We start from the raw sequence: 15,379 nt of genomic DNA, 5'->3' as shown, positions 1-15,379 counted from the left end.
GCGAACAGCGCGACATCGATGGATGCCACGCTGTTCTTAAGGGTACTCTGGCGTAAATTCGCTGGACTCTCGGGTCACGGGCCTGTTGATCAGTGAATTTTGCGCTATGTCACGGCATTTCGTACGGCAAACTCCTCGCGCTGCCAAGCCCCGGTGTGCAGAACTTCACGCAGGATCTCTACTGCATCCCAGATTTCGGTGCGGCTCAGGTACAGCGGTGTAATCCCAAAACGCAATACCTCAGGTTCTCGATAGTCACCGATGGCCCCTCGGGAAATGAGCGCAGCGATAATTTCATAGCCGTTGGGATGGCTGAAACTGACGTGGCTGCCGCGGCGAGCATGATCCCGCGGGGTGATCAGTTCAAGCCCGTACCCAGCACAGCGGGTTTCAACGAGTTCGATAAACAAGTCCGTCAGTTCTAGCGAGTTCGCTCGGACCTTGTCCATCTGCGCTTCAATACTGATATCTAGACCAACTTCAATCATGGCCATTGAGGTCACCGGCTGGGTACCGCACATGAAACGGCGTACGTCATTGGCCGGTGTATAGCTCTCCGCCATGGCGAATGGTGCTTGATGGGACCACCAGCCGGACAGAGGCTGCCAAAAACGTTCGTGATGGCGAGCGTTGACCCAGATGAATGCCGGGGAGCCGGGGCCGCCGTTGAGGTATTTATAGGTACACCCTACGGCGTAGTCAGCGTTGGCGGTGTTCAGATCAACGGGCACTGCACCGGCAGCATGTGCTAGATCCCAAATTGCCAACCCGCCAGCTTGGTGAACCGCCTCGGTAATCGCAGCCATATCCCACATGGCACCGGTTCGATAGTTCACGTGCGACAGGGATACGAGCGCGGTATCGTCACCTAAGGCTGCAAGCAGCTCTGTTTCGCTATCAACTAGTTTCACTTCGTAGCTGACGCCAGTTTCAGCGCCGACAGAGTTGAGCAGGTCTGCCAGGCCCTCTGCGATGTAAATGTCTGTGGGGAAATTGTCGCGCTCGGTGATCAGCACCCGGCGGTCTGGGCCATCAACCTGCTGAATGCGAAGCGCGGAGGCGAGAGCCTTAAAGAGGTTGAGGCTGGTGGTATCGGTGACCACGGTTTCCCCCGGATTTGCGCCCAGTAGCTGACCCAGTTTGTCGCCTAAACGCGTAGGAAGTTCAAACCAACCGGCATCGTTCCACGAGCGGATAAGGCCTTGACCCCATTGCTGGGTGACGACTTGCGCGGCACGCTCTGCGGCTCCATGCGGTAAAGCCCCGAGCGAGTTTCCATCTAGGTAGATGACGCCTTCGGGGAGTTGAAAGCGCTCACGGAACCGGATCAGCGGATCGTTGGCATCTAGCTGGGCTAGGGAAGCTCGGCTCAGTTCAGTTTGCACGGTTTCTCAGTTCTTCTAGGAATGCTTCTTATCTCCTATCGTAGAATCAGTGACGAAATCCTTCGACTGATTTCGAAGAATAACTAAGAAATGAGAAATATTTTCGTGAAAAGTTCACTTTGGTCGATCCAGGGCGAAGCGGTACCGCATCCTATTCGCGTCGATGAGACCGATTTAGCGATTCTTACCGAACTTCGAACCGACGCCCGCATTGCCAATAATGTGCTCGCGGCCAAGATTGGACTAGCGCCTTCGACCTGCTTAGGTCGAGTCAAGGCATTGCACCGCACCGGGGTCATCCGCGGATACACCACGCTTATCGACGAAAAGCTTCTCGGTGTCACCGTCAATGCCATGATCTCTGTGGTGGTTGCTCCGGCTGCACGTGACCGGCTACTTGCCTCGGCGCGGACGCTGCAAGAGCTCACGGAAGTCAAAGATGTTTTTGTGCTCGGCGGTACACCGGATCTCTTAGTGCGAGTTGCCGCCCGCAGTATTGATGACCTGCGAACCTTCGTGGCGACGCACCTAGGCGCCAACCGAGCTTTTTCGTCCACGCAGACCGCAATCATCTTTGAACATTTGAGCTAAGCTCCCACCGCGACGGGGACTGGTTGCACGCTAACGGCCACCCGATCACCGGGCAAGAACTCTTCAGACGCTTCGTGCTGTACTGCAATTTCGGAATTGGGAGCAGTGATGCGCACTACAGTGCGTCGAAGGGAACCAAGGAATCCTGAAGAAATCACCACACCGTCAAGTGCTGGTCCGGTGTTCTCACCGGCATGGAAAATTCGCAAATGTTCGGGGCGTACAAAGGCGGTGACGGCTTGCCCGACCTCTACATCTCCCATCATGGCAACCGGAAGACTCTGCCCGTGGACCAGCACGTGCTGGTCGTTTTCAATCAGACCCGGTAGCTTGTTTGAAATTCCCACGAAGTTAGCCACAAAGGCGGAGGCGGGGCGGCGGTATATCTCCTGAGGGGTGTCGAATTGCTCAATTCTTCCCTGGTTCATCACCGCCACGCGGTCCGAGATCGCAAGCGCTTCTTCCTGATCGTGGGTGACGAATACCGTGGTGATGCCCAGATCGGTGACGATTGCGCGAATTTGTTCTCGGAGTCGCACCCGCACCTTGGCGTCCAACGCGGACAGCGGTTCGTCCAGCAATAGCGCGCGAGGTCGGGTAACCAGCGCACGGGCTAGAGCCACACGCTGTTGTTGACCTCCAGAAAGCTGAGCGGCAAAGCGATCTTCAAAACCGCTCAGCCCCACAAGCTCCAAAGATTCTGCCACTCGCTGTCGGCGAACGGAGGCCGCAATCTTGCGCATCCGTAAACCAAACTCCACATTCTTCTGCACAGTCATGTGCGGAAATAACGAGTAGGCCTGAAAAACCATCCCAATGTCGCGTTTGTTGACCGGAATTCCCGAAACGTCCTGCCCGTCAATGAGAACACTGCCCGAAGTGACATCTTCAAGACCGGCCAAACAGCGCAAGGCAGTAGTTTTGCCACAACCCGAAGGCCCTAGGAGACAAACTAGTTCTCCGGGTTTCAAGTTCAGGTCTACCGAGTCCAGAACCGTTGTCTGCCCGTAATCCTTGCGAACTTGCAACAGCGCTATGCCACTGGGAGCTGCCGGCGTGGGAGTTGGACTCGGAACAGCGGAACTATGCGACATAAGATTTTTCCTTGGCTGAAGGCGTGCGTACTTTATTGTTCCGGCTTCTGGAACCGGTGCCAGAAACTGCAGAGAGCAACACGAACAAGATGATCAATGACAACAGTGAAACGAGCACGGCGATGAAAGGGTTCGTTTGGGAGATTTGGAGCAACCCTGTCTGGAAGGTCGTCCGGCTAAGCAAGGAAGACACCGTAAATTCGCCCATCACGATCGCAATAGTCAAAAGTGAGGCCGAAAGTAGACCACGGCGTAGCCCAGGAATAAGTACTCTGTTGAACACCGCAAACCAAGGTGCTCCCAAAGACCTTGCCGCCTCGCTTAGTACCCGTGCATCCATTCCCTGCAGATTTGCCATGATCGCCCGATAGGTGAAGGGCAACACCAAAACACCATAGGCAAGAAACAGCGTCCATTCCCCCGAGCCTAAAGTTTTGCCTAACAGTCGGTAAATCGGCGCGAAGCCCACAACTAATGCAATCGCCGGAATGGCGATGGGTAGCACCGTGAGCAGATCAAGGATTCGTTCAAACTTTGGAAAGCGAAGATGCACCCAGATAATAGTTGGGGCAAAAACTACAAGCACTAACCCCAGCGTGAGCCCACTGAGCATCGCTGAATTGCTCAGGCCCTTGGCCAACGCTCGATACTGACGGCTATCGCCGATTTCTCCCAAAGCAAGCCAATGCTCAAAGCTATAACCGCCACCCGGTGAGCGCAGCGTAAATTCGGTCATGGCAAACAGCGGAATCAAAAAGATCAGGGTGACACCCCAGAGGATCACGCGACGCAACCATGGTGGCGGTGGAGTCGCTACACGACTCATTGTTGCCACCTTGCCGCGCGTTTCATCAACGCACTATAAAGCACCATCGCGACCGCCATGACGACGATCATGCCCAAAGCCAGCACACCGGCGGAATTTGCGTTTGAGGCGCCGGTTTCACCAATCAAGGCCGCCCTGATCTGCAATGGCACAATTTGTGCACCCTGGCTGATCAGCGCTGCAGCTGTGGCATACGAGGAAAAAGAATTCGCAAACAAGAGCAACAGGGCGCCCAAGAACGAGGGCGCAAGCACCGGGAAGCCGATGTGCTGCCAGTATTGGAATTTATTAGCACCCAAGGTGGCGCTCGCCTCCACCCATTGCGGACGAAGCCGTTCACTAGCTGGAAGGAAGGTAATGACCATCAAAGGAATCTGGAAGTACAGGTACGGACCTATCAGGCCAGGAAGCTGATATAACCAGACACCGTTGGCATAAATATCAAAGTTCAACGTTTCCTGCATCCACAGGCGAAGAATGCTTTGCGCACCCATGGTCGCAATAAATGCGAACGCAAGCATCACGCCGCCAAACTGAGCCAGTACCGAGGCAGCTGCGTCCACCATCCGGCGAACCGCACTGTCTTGGTTCAGCCCGGTTAGTGCCCAGCACACCAGCGCCCCGACCACTGCTCCAATCACAGCTGTTAGTGCGCTGAGCCCGGCCGAGGCACCGAACGTGTCCCAAACGGCAGGGTTTGAATACACCGAGAAGTTGGCGAGCGTAAATTTTCCTTGCCCGTTGGTAAACCCGTTACCCACCGCCAAGACGGTGGGTAACGCGAGGAACGCGAGGATGTAGAGGCTGAACGGGGCCAGCCCCAGCCACGCGAGTTTTCGTTTCAGTGAGAACCATTGCTCCTTGGATCCATGAACTTTTCTGTTTGGCTGCGACTACTTAGTCAGCGCCGACCAGCGCTCGGTCAGCAATTTATTGGCAGCGTCGGTGTCATCCATGGTTGGGGTGATCCAATCAGCCGAAGTTGTGCCGAAGGTTGCACCATCAAGCAAACCCTGGTCAACGGCGCCCGATTCCTTCAGTGCATCTACACGCACAGGAACCGAATTGCCTTCGAGGAACAACTGCTGGGCTTCGTCCGAGAAAATCCATTCCTGCCACAATCGCGCAGCGGCTGGATGCGGAGCATCATTGCTGATCGCCTCGTTGTAGAAGGAGACGTAAGCAGCTCCGGGGATGATGGTGGTCTTAAAATCAGACTTCCCCGAGGCAGCTGCGATGTTGTTGAAGGACCAGTCGAAGACAACCGGGGTTTCACCCGACGCAATGGTGGCAGGGGTTGGGTCTACGGTGAGGAAGTTTCCTGCGTCCTTCAACTTCTTCATCCAGTCAATACCTGCTCCAAAGTCCGCAACGCTTCCACCTGAGAGTGCCGAGATATTACCCACGGCAGCAAATGCCGCGCCAGCTTGGGTAGGATCACCGTTCAGGGCCACGGACCCGCGGTACTTTTCGCCAAGCAGGTCATCAAGCTTCTTTGGTTCTTCGATGCGTGAGGAGTCATAGCCAACGGACATGATGCCCGTATAGTTATTCACCCAAAGCCCTTCGGCGTCTTTATTGCCTTCGGGAATCGAATCCCAGGTTTCGACCTTGTATGGGGCGAACTTGTCGGTATTCGCCAAAGCCACAGCGGCACCCAGATCAAAAACGTCCGGGGCGGTGTCTTGACCGGCCTGGTTTTCGGCTGCCTGGATTTCCTCGGCAGAAGAAGCATTCGGGTTGGCCGAGTTGACGGTGATGCCGTATTTGTCTTCAAACCCGGTAATGATTGCCCCGTAGTTCGCCCAATCTTCAGGTAGAGCGATGACGTTGAGCTCTCCCTCTTCCTGAGCTGAGGCAACAAGGGCATCGAGCCCACCAAAGTCGGCGGCGCTGGTCGCGGTGGACGCGTCAACGCCGTTGCCCGCAACGGCGGTTGCCGGTGGTTCAGCTGAGCAGGCGGCGAGCGTTGCAGATAAAGCAAGCACTACCGAGGCTGAAAGCAATGAACGAAGCTTCACAAGAATGGATCTCCTCAAGAGACGCACTTGTTTTAGGTGCGCGATTACTAGCAAAAGTTGGACAGATTTGCCCGGAAACCTTGATACAAGTTGACCGTAGCCATCGAACCTTGCTATTCAGAGTGCTCATGTTGAACTACCTGCTACGGGAAGGTAACGAGCAGAAATACAATCCGAATGGATGAACCTTCAAGTTCAGCGCTGCGAGTCGCTGAGGCTGAACTCGCAACACGCGCCAGTTCTCATCTTCGTCTCATTTGTCTCGGACACAATGGTGGTATGGGTTTGGAAACGTTGCGTCGTATCGCACTTCTGGTCATCGTGATCGTGGTGGTGCTCTTGGGAATTCTCGGCATCCGGCAGGTCGTCGCGGATCCTGCGGATAGAGACTTAGGAAACGGTTTCATCATCCAAGACACGCGCCCCTCTCCTTCGGGCGGTGAGCCAGGTATCCCCTCGCAATCACCGGCCCCCTCGACAACCCCGTCGGACCAACCCTCAAAAACTTCAAAACCGACGCAAAGCCCGAAAACTAGTGCGCCTCCGGTCAAAAAATCGCCTACGGCCAAGCCGAGCAAGGCCCCTACTGTCAAACCAAAACCGAGCAAAAAACCAGTCATCCCACTGCCACCATCGGCAAACAGCTACGATGACGACGATGATGACGATGACGACGATGACGACCTAGAGGGCGACGATGACGACTAAACGCTCATGGTCCATCCGTGCGCGCGTGCTCACCGGAATGCTGCTGGTTGTGGGGCTGACGTTGCTCTCCGCGGGGGCCGCCAGTTTCGCGGTTCAACGTCATGAATTGAACGAGCGAATCGATGACTCATTATCACGCACCGTGCAGGAGTTTGGGGTGCTCACCGATACCGGGGTGGATCCACGAACGCTGAAGCGCTTTGAAAAAGCCGAAGATCTGCTCTACACCGCCATGCAACGCACCTTGCCTTCCCGGCATCAAGGCATGCTGGGACTAGCCGATGGTGACGTCCGCTGGACCGCACCCGAAGTGGTGGAATTAAGGCTCGAAGATGACCCTGAATTTCTCCAGTGGGCACAACAGAGCAAAACAGATAGCCATATCCACTTAGGCACCGTTACCACCGAAATCACTACCTACCGGGCAGTGGTTGTTCCCGTGCAGCTTCCGGAAGACCCTAACTCAAGCGCCTTTGTCCTCGCCTACGATTATCATGCCGAGGCACGCGCCAATGACCGTAATATCTCGATATTTTCGGCCGTTGGGTTCCTCGTCATGGCGCTGGCGGCGGGCGCCTCTTGGCTGGTCGTCAACCGGACATTGGAACCGATCCGGCGGCTGCAAACTACCGCACACCAGATCTCGGAAAGTGACCTGTCTCGGCGTATTGAAGTCACCGGAAACGACGAATTTGCCGAGTTGACGGTGACCATCAATGAGATGCTCGACCGTTTAGAAGACTCGCTCAAGTCACAACGACAGCTTCTGGACGATGTTGGACATGAGCTACGTACGCCGGTAACTATCGTCAGTGGACATCTTGAATTAATGGATGAAAATGATCCAGAAGACGTCGTGCAGAGCAAAGAAATTGCCTTGGACGAGATGAGCCGGATGTCCCTACTCATTAACGACTTGGTAATGCTCGCAAAATCAAACCGGGCTGACTTCATCCAGCCAGCACCCACGGAAGTGGGCGCTTTGCTAGACGAGATTTTGGACAAGGCTCGTGCCTTGGGTGACCGGCACTGGCGCATAGATTACCGCTGCGAATCTACCGTCACCCTCGACCAGACGCGCATTACTCAGGCGATGTTACAGCTCTGCGCTAACGCCGTGAAGTTTTCCTCCGCTGGCACTCGCATCGGTTTGGGCAACGAAATACTGAGAGATGGACACGATGAGACGTTGCTGCGTTGGTGGGTCTCTGATAACGGCGTAGGAATCCAGCCCGAAGATATCGAACGAATCTTTGAGCGCTTTGGGCGTGGAAAGAACTCTGTGCGCTCGGACGGATCCGGTCTGGGGTTGAACATTGTTTCAGCCATAGCCACGGCCCATGGCGGTAGCGTCTGGGTAGATGCTGAGCCAGGGAAAGGCTCCACTTTCTATATCGATATCCCACTGACAAAACGAGGTACCGAAGTATGAGCCGTATCCTGATTATTGAAGATGAGCCACGCATTAGTTCATTTGTTGCCAAGGGTCTGCGCGCAGCGGGACTGACTTCTGCAGTGGCCGGTACCGGGCGTGACGGATTTGATTTGGCCCTCGAAGGCGACTTTGAGCTGATCATCTTGGATCTTGGGCTACCCGATGAAGACGGTTTCTCGGTGCTCCGACGAATGCGTGCGGCACATATTGAGTCACCAGTTATCATTTTGACCGCCCGAGGCAGCGTTGAAGACACCGTCACCGGACTGCAAAATGGCGCCGATGACTATATGGCCAAGCCTTTCCATTTTGACGAATTACTAGCCCGCGTGAGGTTACGTCTGCGCACAGAAGATAACGCGAGCGAAACGTCGGTACTCAGTCACGAGGATCTGGAAATGGATTTGTTGCGACGCCGGGTACTCGTGGCAGAAAAGGAAATTGAACTCTCAGCCCGCGAATTCGCGCTGGCCGAAGCGTTCCTGCGCAATCCGGGGCAGGTGCTCAGCCGCGAACAACTACTCTCCAGAGTGTGGGGTTACGACTTTGATCCCGGCTCAAATGTGGTGGACGTGTATGTGCGCTACCTACGAAACAAGCTTGGCGGGGAGCGCTTCGAAACCGTTCGAGGTGTGGGCTATCGCCTAGCTAGTGCGCGTTAAGCACGCATTTCCCCGAGATGTTCTCGGGGAAATGCGTGCTTAGAAGTTCTAGCTACGGACCATCGACCGGGAGCGCGGCGGGTGTGACACCGGGCCACGGCGAGTTCCGAAGCGTTGAGCCAAGAGTCGGCTCCAGCGGTTGGCTGGGAGCTGAGGATGTAGCAATGCAATCCCGATACAGTACTTGGACATGCTGACCTCACGAATACCGAGTTCAGCAAGCGCCCGGTCGGAGACCCCACGGCCGTCTGCGGATTTGGTTTCCACCACTATCAGCTCCGGTCCTGCGATCTGCTTCTCATCGTTTGCGTAGTTCAATTCCACGTCGCAGGTGACTCGTTCACCGTCAATGGGATTCACGAATGTCGCTCGGGTGTAGGTGCTATCAAGGACCGCTGACAACGATGGCGCTTCTTCGCCATATTCGCTGGCCAATATCTGGTCAAGGAATTCACGATTCTCTTCGCTGAGTTCACCGGCTTGCTCAGGTGCTTGTTCCACACGGTGCTTCACCGTTGCACCACGGAGTCCTTTAGTTTTAATTTCAAACATCGACAGTCCGGTATCCGCGTATGTGCGGGAGCGGACCTTGTAGCGTCTGCGACGTCCTTGGCGGTGGGCACGATACTGTTCAAAATCCTCGGTATCGAAGTACACAGACTCATAACGAAAGGTTCGCAGTCCATCGATTTCCATGATTTTAAACTGGTCCCCCAGCCGTTCAGACAATGCGGTGAACTCTTCTGGCGTCAGCAAGAATTTACGGTCCACCCGAGTTTGCAATGCGGCTTCCGAGATCACCTCGGCTAGTCCGATGGATGCTCGATCTACGACAGCATCTTCTAAAGCCTCACGCGATAGCGAAGTCATCGCTTGCGCGGTCATTTAGACCACGACTCCTGTTTAGCCTCAGTTGCCGAAGCTGGTGAGGCTTTTGCTAGCTCGTAGGTACCGCCGAGCTCTACCGGCTGCTGCTGCGGTTTGCTGTGCTTATTGGTCCGGAAGCGGACATCCACAATGGTCAGGTCACGGACCATGTCCAGCTCAACAACCACGGTGCGCAGCACCTTCGCGTTGAGCAGATCTTCTAGAGCAGCTACCAGATCTGGCTTCTGCGCATAAGCCTTCTCTAAAGTTACCGTCTGACGTTCGGTGCGCGGTGCAAAACTTGGGTGGTCTGCAACGTACATGACGAGCACCAAGGCGGCGGTAGCCGACGGCGCCAACCAGGCCGGATCCGGGTGCAGTCCATTAACCAGACCAATGGCAAGAGAGATGAAGTAGTAAGCGACTTCTTCCTGCGTCAGGGTATCGGAACGCAGTCGAATAATCGACAAAATACCGAAGAGACCCAGCCCAAGGCCCATCCCCGCTTCACTGCCTGAAAGCAACATGGTGACGGCAAAAATACCCATGCTCAGCGCAACATAGGCCAATACCAAATCACGCCTGAAGTGCCTGCGAAAATACACGAAGTAAACCAAGATGGTGATGCCGACGACGTTTGATCCTAGAGCCAGCCAGAACGAAAGCACGGTGGACTCCCTTCATTGTGATGAGGTGATGATTTGTTCTCTCAAATGAACTCTAGGTAAACAATATGAAACTAAAAGTAGAACTTCATGAGAACGTCCTCATTTTCAATCATCGGCGTTAAACGGTCCGGGCACTGATGTTAATGGTTCAAAGCTCTGCGAGACACAGGTTGGTTAGGTGTATATGCTCGACTCGATGCAGGACCTTAACGGCAAAAGTCATGAGCTTTCCAGAGTCTTCGCCGCCCGACTCGATGGGTCGCGTGGTTTTGGGCAAAAAGATGCGGACGAAAACTTGTAAGTTTTCGTCCGCATCTTTTGTCAGTTGTTACTCGGCTTCGATAGCTGCCTTGGCGCTGGAATCCGAATCGTTGAGGAACTTCTCAATGCGATCCACTTCTTCGCTTTCACCGATCGCTGCGGCCGCACGGCCCAGCGCGTATAGCGAACGCAAGAAGCCACGGTTTGGTTCGTGGGTCCAAGGCACTGGGCCCTGTCCGCGCCATCCAGCCTTGCGCAGCGAGTCCAAACCACGGTGGTAGCCCACGCGAGCGAACGCGTAAGATTCCACGGTGCGGCCTTCGCCATGAGCCTCGTTGGCGAGCAAAGCCCAGACCAGCGATGACGATGGGAACTTAGCCGCCAAATCGATTGCCTCGTCTCCGGCGTCCAAACGCGAAAGCACGTCGGTTTCCTCCGGCAACAGTGTTTCTGGAATCCCCAGTAGGTTCTCTCCGACCATGTTTACTTCAGCGACTTTCCGGCGGAGCCTAGCTGACGCGATGCTTCGACGATGCGGGCAGCCATGGACTCTTCAGCCTTGGCACCCCAAACGCGAGGGTCATAGGTCTTCTTGTTGCCAACTTCGCCGTCAACCTTCAGCACGCCGTCGTAGTTAGCGAAAATGTGGCCGGCAACCGGGCGGGTGAACGCGTACTGGGTATCGGTATCAATGTTCATCTTGATCACGCCGTAGGAAACAGCATCTGCGATTTCCTGCTGGGAGGAGCCCGAACCACCGTGGAAGACTAGGTCGAAGGGGTTAGCCTTGCCCAGCTTCGTACCGATCTGAGCCTGAATGTCCTTCAGGATCTCTGGACGGAGCTTCACGCCGCCTGGCTTATACACACCGTGTACGTTACCGAAGGTCAAGGCCGTGATGTAACGACCCTTTTCACCTGTACCCAAGGCCTCGATGGTCGCCATGGCGTCTTCAACAGTGGTGTACAGCTTTTCGTTGATTTCGTTCTCTACGCCGTCTTCTTCGCCACCTACGGTGCCGATTTCAACTTCGAGGATCTGCTTGGCGGCAGCGGTGCGTGGCAGCAATTCTGCTGCGATGCGCAAGTTTTCTTCTAGAGTCTCTGCCGAGCCGTCCCACATGTGGGAGTTGAAGAAAGGATCGCGGCCAGCGGCGACTTCTGCTTCAGAGGCAGCAAGCAGTGGCAGGACAAAACTGTCCAGTTTGTCCGCTGGGCAGTGGTCGGTGTGCAGCGCGATATTCACGCCGTAGCTCTTAGCTACCTGACGTGCAAAGGCTGCAAAGCCGAGCGAGCCGGTGACCATGTCCTTGACGGAGGCTCCGGACCAGTAGGCTGCGCCACCGGTGGAAACCTGGATGATGCCATCTGACTCAGCTTCTGCGAAGCCGCGGATTGCGGCATTCAGGGTCTGCGAGCTGGTGACGTTGACCGCCGGGAAGGCGTAACCGCCAGCCTTGGCGGCATCGATCATTGCATTGTACTTATCGGGGGTTGCGATAGGCATGCTTCACTCCTTTTGATTAGCGAGGGTGGACGCGTCGCCGTTGACGGCGTTTCTCACTCCATCCTATCGGCAGCAGGCCCTGACGTGGCATAGATCTCTGAACGTGACACGAGTTGTCAACGTTTTAACGAACAAACCGCGGGTGTTGCCCGGATTAAAAACCGGCTAACACCCGCGGTATACGCTCACTTGCTACTTACTTTCAGACTCCGTGGTCTGCACATTACTGCTTGCGGATCCAGATTGTTCTGGAGATACAGGGCTCTTAGATCCACTGGAATTCGAGTCTGAAGACGGCACAACTGGAGCCTTGGAGTCGGTCTTCTCCGGCTTTGGCGAAGTCGGCGCCGAAGGCGTCGGTGTGTCGCTATCATCCGTTGGAGGCACTGAAGGCTTTGGCGATTCCGAGCCTTCCGACGGCGAAGGATCCTTAGTGCCATCGGTCGGTGACGGAGTTTTTGAGTCAGTCGGCGATGGCGACTTGGTATCGGTAGGCGATGGAGTATTGGAATCGCTCGGCGACGGGGACTTAGGCTCAGTCGGCGACGGGGAGTTCGAATCGCTTGGCCGTGGCTTTGGTTTAGGCTTCGGAACCACTGGGGTGTCGTTCTCCGGTACCACCACGTCAGGGTTCACGCCCTGGTCACGATTTGGAGCCTGCGACTGTGGACCGTTTGAACCGTTGCCCTTAGGCGCACTGTTCGAGTTGACCGTCAGACGGGTCGAATCGATCATCGCGTTTGGCTGTCCGGCAATATTTGGCAGGTAGTTACGTGGATCGTGCCAACGGCCATCAACGATGACCTCGAAGTGCACGTGGCAACCGGTCGAGTTTCCGGTTGTACCGGCGAGCGCGATCAGTTCACCCTGCTTGACCTCTTGGCCAATCTTGGCGACTAGCTTTGAGTTGTGGCTATAGCCGGTTTGCACGTTGTTTCCGTGATCAATGGTCACGCGCATACCCGAGTGCCCGTGCCAACCGGAGACAATGACACGTCCGGCTTCACTGGCGTAAACAGGGGAACCGCAGGAAATTGGGTAGTCCTGACCGATGTGGATCTGGTTTCCGGCACCGGTAGGGTTGCTGCGCCAGCCGTAAGGGCTGGAGATGCGGCGGGTAGGAACCGGATGCATTAGCTGCAGGCCACCAGGCAGCTGGCCGATAGCCCCTACTGCTCCGGCCAACAGTGCAGTTTCGGTTTCGGATTCAGCTTCTTCGGAAGATTCCGCTGCTCCCTCAACCATGCCTAGCGGGCGGCCATCAATGGCAAGTGCTTGCCCTGAACCGCCGAAAGCGTTCAGAGGTGCATCTTGACTGACATAAACCGAACTGCTGAAATTTGCCTGTTCGGAGTCAGCGTCGATTGCTATGGGCATATTGCCCTGACGGTTATCTGCTGTCTGCGCAACGATAGGAATTGCGAGCGCTCCGGTGAGTCCTATTGCGGCCACCACAGAGGTAGTCCACACGACCAGACGTTTTCTTTTTCGGGGCAATCCGATAAGTAGTAAGTCGTGGTTTACCTGATGTCGCCGTTTCACTACAAGCCGCTCCCAGATCACGAATGCATAACCAAGGCCTAGCCTAAGCTGAATTCGGCAACTAATCCAGATGCTCGAGTAAACTTCTGCTTAAAAATCAGATGTTTGGACTTTTGTTAACCTACACGTTGCCCAAAGACGTGCCGGCGAACCCACGAGTGCATAGCTATCCCAGCTGCTGAGGCAGCATTTATCGAACGAGTTGAACCGAACTGCTCTATTGAAAGTGTGTCTTTTGCTGCCGCGTGCACCTCGGGGCTAAGCCCGGGACCTTCTTGGCCGAAGACCAGAACACAGTTTCGCGGGAGATCATAGGTTTCTAGTGGGACTGAGTCAGGGAAGATATCAATCCCGATAATTGTCAGTCCTTCGCCCTCGGCCCAGGTTACAAATTCATCCACGGTTGCATGGTGGCGTACGTGTTGGTAACGATCGGTGACCATCGCTCCGCGGCGGTTCCAGCGTCGACGGCCAATAATATGCACTTCCTTGGCGAGGAATGCGTTAGCCGAGCGCACCACGGTGCCAATGTTCATATCGTGCTGCCAGTTTTCGATAGCGATATGAAAGTCGTGGCGGCGTTCATCAAGATCTGCAATGATCGCATCCATTGACCAGTACCGGTATTTGTCGGCAACGTTGCGCTTGTCGCCTTCGGCCAACAGCTCTGGGTCGTAATGCGCCTCCGTGGGCAGCTCTCCTTCCCAGGGGCCGACACCGATGATGTGTGCAGCTGCTGGGTCTACCGTGGGTTCAACAGATTCTTCGTTCACCCTTTAAGGGTAGTTGTTCTACGAGGTGTCCACGTTCACGGCGTTCTTGTTGTTTGCTGTGTAGGCTTTAAACATCAGGGAAGTTGATCGATGACGATACGTCCCACCATCACTGCCCAAGGAGGAATAACACCTCGTGACTACCGTAACTCGTGCCGCACGCACTATTCACGACATCAAATGCTGGCTGACCGACATGGACGGCGTATTAGTCCACGAAAATCAGGCTATCAAGGGTGCCGCCGAGCTCATGAAGTACTGGCGCGATAATGACTTGCGCTTCTTGGTGCTGACAAACAACTCCATCTACACCCCGCGCGACCTCCGTGCTCGCCTGTTGGCCTCCGGTTTAGACGTTCCAGAGCAGAACATCTGGACCTCAGCACTGGCAACGGCAGAATTTCTTGCCCGCCAGCGTCCCGGTGGACGCGCATTTGTTATCGGTGAGGCGGGACTGACCACCGCTTTGCATGACGCCGGGTTCATCATGACGGACCAGAAGCCGGACTATGTGGTCCTCGGTGAGACGCGCACTTACTCCTTCGAGGCCATCACCAAAGCAATTCGGTTAATCGAAGGCGGCGCTCGCTTTATCGCCACCAACCCGGATGCGACTGGCCCCTCGGCCGAAGGCCTCTTGCCAGCAACGGGTGCCGTAGCCGCGCTAATCACCCGCGCAACCAACCGCGAACCATATGTGGTGGGCAAGCCAAACCCGATGATGTTCCGTTCGGCGCTGAACCGAATCGATGCGCATTCGGAAACTACTGCGATGATCGGTGACCGCATGGATACCGACATCATTGCGGGTATGGAAGCAGGTCTGTTGACCGCGCTGGTTCACACCGGCATTACCTCCGCCAGTGACGTTGACACCTTCCCATTCCGTCCGGACCTCCAGTTCTCCTCGGTGGCGAACATTCACGCCGAGCTGGTAGCCGAGGGCGGCAAAGGCTCAACGAAAGACGCGAAGCCTTCCAAAGATTAATGCCGAGAAGTGCTGATGAGGGCTTGGACTTGAGAATATTCTTAAGTCCAAG

The 15,379-nt window shown here is 55.4% G+C and carries 16 protein-coding genes; 5 read left to right on the top strand and 11 right to left on the bottom strand.

The window, feature by feature from the left end; genetic code table 11:
• Positions 1 to 104: 104 nt before the first annotated feature.
• Positions 105 to 1,385, bottom strand: coding sequence for a kynureninase (gene kynU, locus VJ369_RS04405; protein ID WP_324090906.1), 1,281 nt, complete (start codon positions 1,383 to 1,385; stop codon positions 105 to 107).
• A 105-nt stretch (positions 1,386 to 1,490) separates the two neighbouring features.
• On the opposite strand from kynU, the gene VJ369_RS04400 reads away from it, so the two are divergent.
• Positions 1,491 to 1,976: an Lrp/AsnC family transcriptional regulator gene (locus VJ369_RS04400; protein ID WP_324090905.1), complete on the top strand. Its 486-nt coding sequence runs from the start codon at positions 1,491 to 1,493 to the stop codon at positions 1,974 to 1,976.
• Here the strand turns inward: VJ369_RS04400 and VJ369_RS04395 are convergent.
• The 4 genes from VJ369_RS04395 to VJ369_RS04380 form a co-directional block, all read right to left on the bottom strand.
• Complete coding sequence (locus VJ369_RS04395; protein WP_324090904.1) at positions 1,973 to 3,070, bottom strand: ABC transporter ATP-binding protein; 1,098 nt, start codon at positions 3,068 to 3,070, stop codon at positions 1,973 to 1,975. The two genes, VJ369_RS04400 and VJ369_RS04395, sit on opposite strands and share 4 nt — an antisense overlap.
• On the bottom strand, positions 3,060 to 3,896 hold the full coding sequence (locus VJ369_RS04390) for an ABC transporter permease (protein ID WP_324090903.1): 837 nt from the start codon (positions 3,894 to 3,896) through the stop codon (positions 3,060 to 3,062). The genes VJ369_RS04395 and VJ369_RS04390 overlap by 11 nt, the downstream gene beginning before the upstream one ends.
• Positions 3,893 to 4,657 carry an ABC transporter permease gene (locus tag VJ369_RS04385; protein ID WP_324090902.1) on the bottom strand — a complete coding sequence of 255 codons (765 nt, stop codon included), beginning with the start codon at positions 4,655 to 4,657 and terminating at the stop codon, positions 3,893 to 3,895. Before VJ369_RS04385 ends, VJ369_RS04390 begins: the two co-directional genes overlap by 4 nt.
• 132 nt (positions 4,658 to 4,789) lie before the next feature.
• A complete protein-coding gene (locus tag VJ369_RS04380) occupies positions 4,790 to 5,917 on the bottom strand; it encodes an ABC transporter substrate-binding protein (RefSeq protein ID WP_324090901.1) in 1,128 nt (375 codons plus the stop codon).
• 177 nt (positions 5,918 to 6,094) lie between these two features.
• On the opposite strand from VJ369_RS04380, the gene VJ369_RS04375 reads away from it, so the two are divergent.
• The 3 genes from VJ369_RS04375 to VJ369_RS04365 are packed head-to-tail and all read left to right on the top strand — an operon-like array spanning position 6,095 to position 8,722.
• Positions 6,095 to 6,625, top strand: a complete 531-nt coding sequence (locus VJ369_RS04375; protein WP_324090900.1) for a hypothetical protein — start codon at positions 6,095 to 6,097, stop codon at positions 6,623 to 6,625.
• Positions 6,615 to 8,057 (top strand): HAMP domain-containing sensor histidine kinase, encoded by a 1,443-nt coding sequence (locus VJ369_RS04370; RefSeq protein ID WP_324090899.1) that lies wholly within the window; start codon positions 6,615 to 6,617, stop codon positions 8,055 to 8,057. The genes VJ369_RS04375 and VJ369_RS04370 overlap by 11 nt, the downstream gene beginning before the upstream one ends.
• Entirely contained in the window at positions 8,054 to 8,722 is a 669-nt protein-coding gene (locus VJ369_RS04365) for a response regulator transcription factor (RefSeq protein ID WP_324090898.1), read from the top strand. Before VJ369_RS04370 ends, VJ369_RS04365 begins: the two co-directional genes overlap by 4 nt.
• Before the next feature lie 48 nt (positions 8,723 to 8,770).
• On the opposite strand, the gene VJ369_RS04360 is transcribed toward VJ369_RS04365, so the two are convergent.
• From VJ369_RS04360 to VJ369_RS04335, 6 genes are all read right to left on the bottom strand, one after another.
• On the bottom strand, positions 8,771 to 9,607 hold the full coding sequence (locus VJ369_RS04360) for a polyphosphate polymerase domain-containing protein (protein WP_324090897.1): 837 nt from the start codon (positions 9,605 to 9,607) through the stop codon (positions 8,771 to 8,773).
• Entirely contained in the window at positions 9,604 to 10,257 is a 654-nt protein-coding gene (locus VJ369_RS04355) for a DUF4956 domain-containing protein (RefSeq protein WP_324090896.1), read from the bottom strand. Before VJ369_RS04355 ends, VJ369_RS04360 begins: the two co-directional genes overlap by 4 nt.
• Positions 10,258 to 10,585: 328 nt before the next feature.
• On the bottom strand, positions 10,586 to 10,999 hold the full coding sequence (locus VJ369_RS04350) for a DUF3151 domain-containing protein (protein ID WP_324090895.1): 414 nt from the start codon (positions 10,997 to 10,999) through the stop codon (positions 10,586 to 10,588).
• A gap of 2 nt (positions 11,000 to 11,001) precedes the next feature.
• A complete protein-coding gene (fbaA, locus tag VJ369_RS04345) occupies positions 11,002 to 12,024 on the bottom strand; it encodes a class II fructose-bisphosphate aldolase (RefSeq protein ID WP_324090894.1) in 1,023 nt (340 codons plus the stop codon).
• Between the two features lie 192 nt (positions 12,025 to 12,216).
• Positions 12,217 to 13,494, bottom strand: a complete 1,278-nt coding sequence (locus tag VJ369_RS04340; protein WP_324090893.1) for a M23 family metallopeptidase — start codon at positions 13,492 to 13,494, stop codon at positions 12,217 to 12,219.
• A 188-nt stretch (positions 13,495 to 13,682) separates the two neighbouring features.
• Positions 13,683 to 14,339 carry an RNA methyltransferase gene (locus VJ369_RS04335; RefSeq protein WP_324090892.1) on the bottom strand — a complete coding sequence of 219 codons (657 nt, stop codon included), beginning with the start codon at positions 14,337 to 14,339 and terminating at the stop codon, positions 13,683 to 13,685.
• A gap of 136 nt (positions 14,340 to 14,475) precedes the next feature.
• Between VJ369_RS04335 and VJ369_RS04330 the strand changes: the two genes are divergently transcribed.
• Entirely contained in the window at positions 14,476 to 15,327 is an 852-nt protein-coding gene (locus VJ369_RS04330) for an HAD-IIA family hydrolase (protein ID WP_324090891.1), read from the top strand.
• Positions 15,328 to 15,379 lie beyond the last annotated feature (52 nt).

Origin of the sequence: Glutamicibacter sp., assembly GCF_035257265.1 — a bacterium.
In the GTDB taxonomy this organism is placed as follows: domain Bacteria; phylum Actinomycetota; class Actinomycetes; order Actinomycetales; family Micrococcaceae; genus Glutamicibacter.
This window is presented reverse-complemented; position numbering and strand designations above follow the sequence as displayed.

What these genes read in the sequence shown, in the direction of transcription:
- VJ369_RS04395 (WP_324090904.1), bottom strand. Translation starts at nt 3,070, where the DNA reads ATGTCGCATAGTTCCGCTGTTCCGAGTCCAACTCCCACGCCGGCAGCT.
- VJ369_RS04390 (WP_324090903.1), bottom strand. Translation starts at nt 3,896, where the DNA reads ATGAGTCGTGTAGCGACTCCACCGCCACCATGGTTGCGTCGCGTGATC.
- VJ369_RS04375 (WP_324090900.1), top strand. Translation starts at nt 6,095, where the DNA reads ATGGATGAACCTTCAAGTTCAGCGCTGCGAGTCGCTGAGGCTGAACTC.
- VJ369_RS04370 (WP_324090899.1), top strand. Translation starts at nt 6,615, where the DNA reads ATGACGACTAAACGCTCATGGTCCATCCGTGCGCGCGTGCTCACCGGA.
- VJ369_RS04365 (WP_324090898.1), top strand. Translation starts at nt 8,054, where the DNA reads ATGAGCCGTATCCTGATTATTGAAGATGAGCCACGCATTAGTTCATTT.
- VJ369_RS04360 (WP_324090897.1), bottom strand. Translation starts at nt 9,607, where the DNA reads ATGACCGCGCAAGCGATGACTTCGCTATCGCGTGAGGCTTTAGAAGAT.
- VJ369_RS04350 (WP_324090895.1), bottom strand. Translation starts at nt 10,999, where the DNA reads ATGGTCGGAGAGAACCTACTGGGGATTCCAGAAACACTGTTGCCGGAG.
- fbaA (WP_324090894.1), bottom strand. Translation starts at nt 12,024, where the DNA reads ATGCCTATCGCAACCCCCGATAAGTACAATGCAATGATCGATGCCGCC.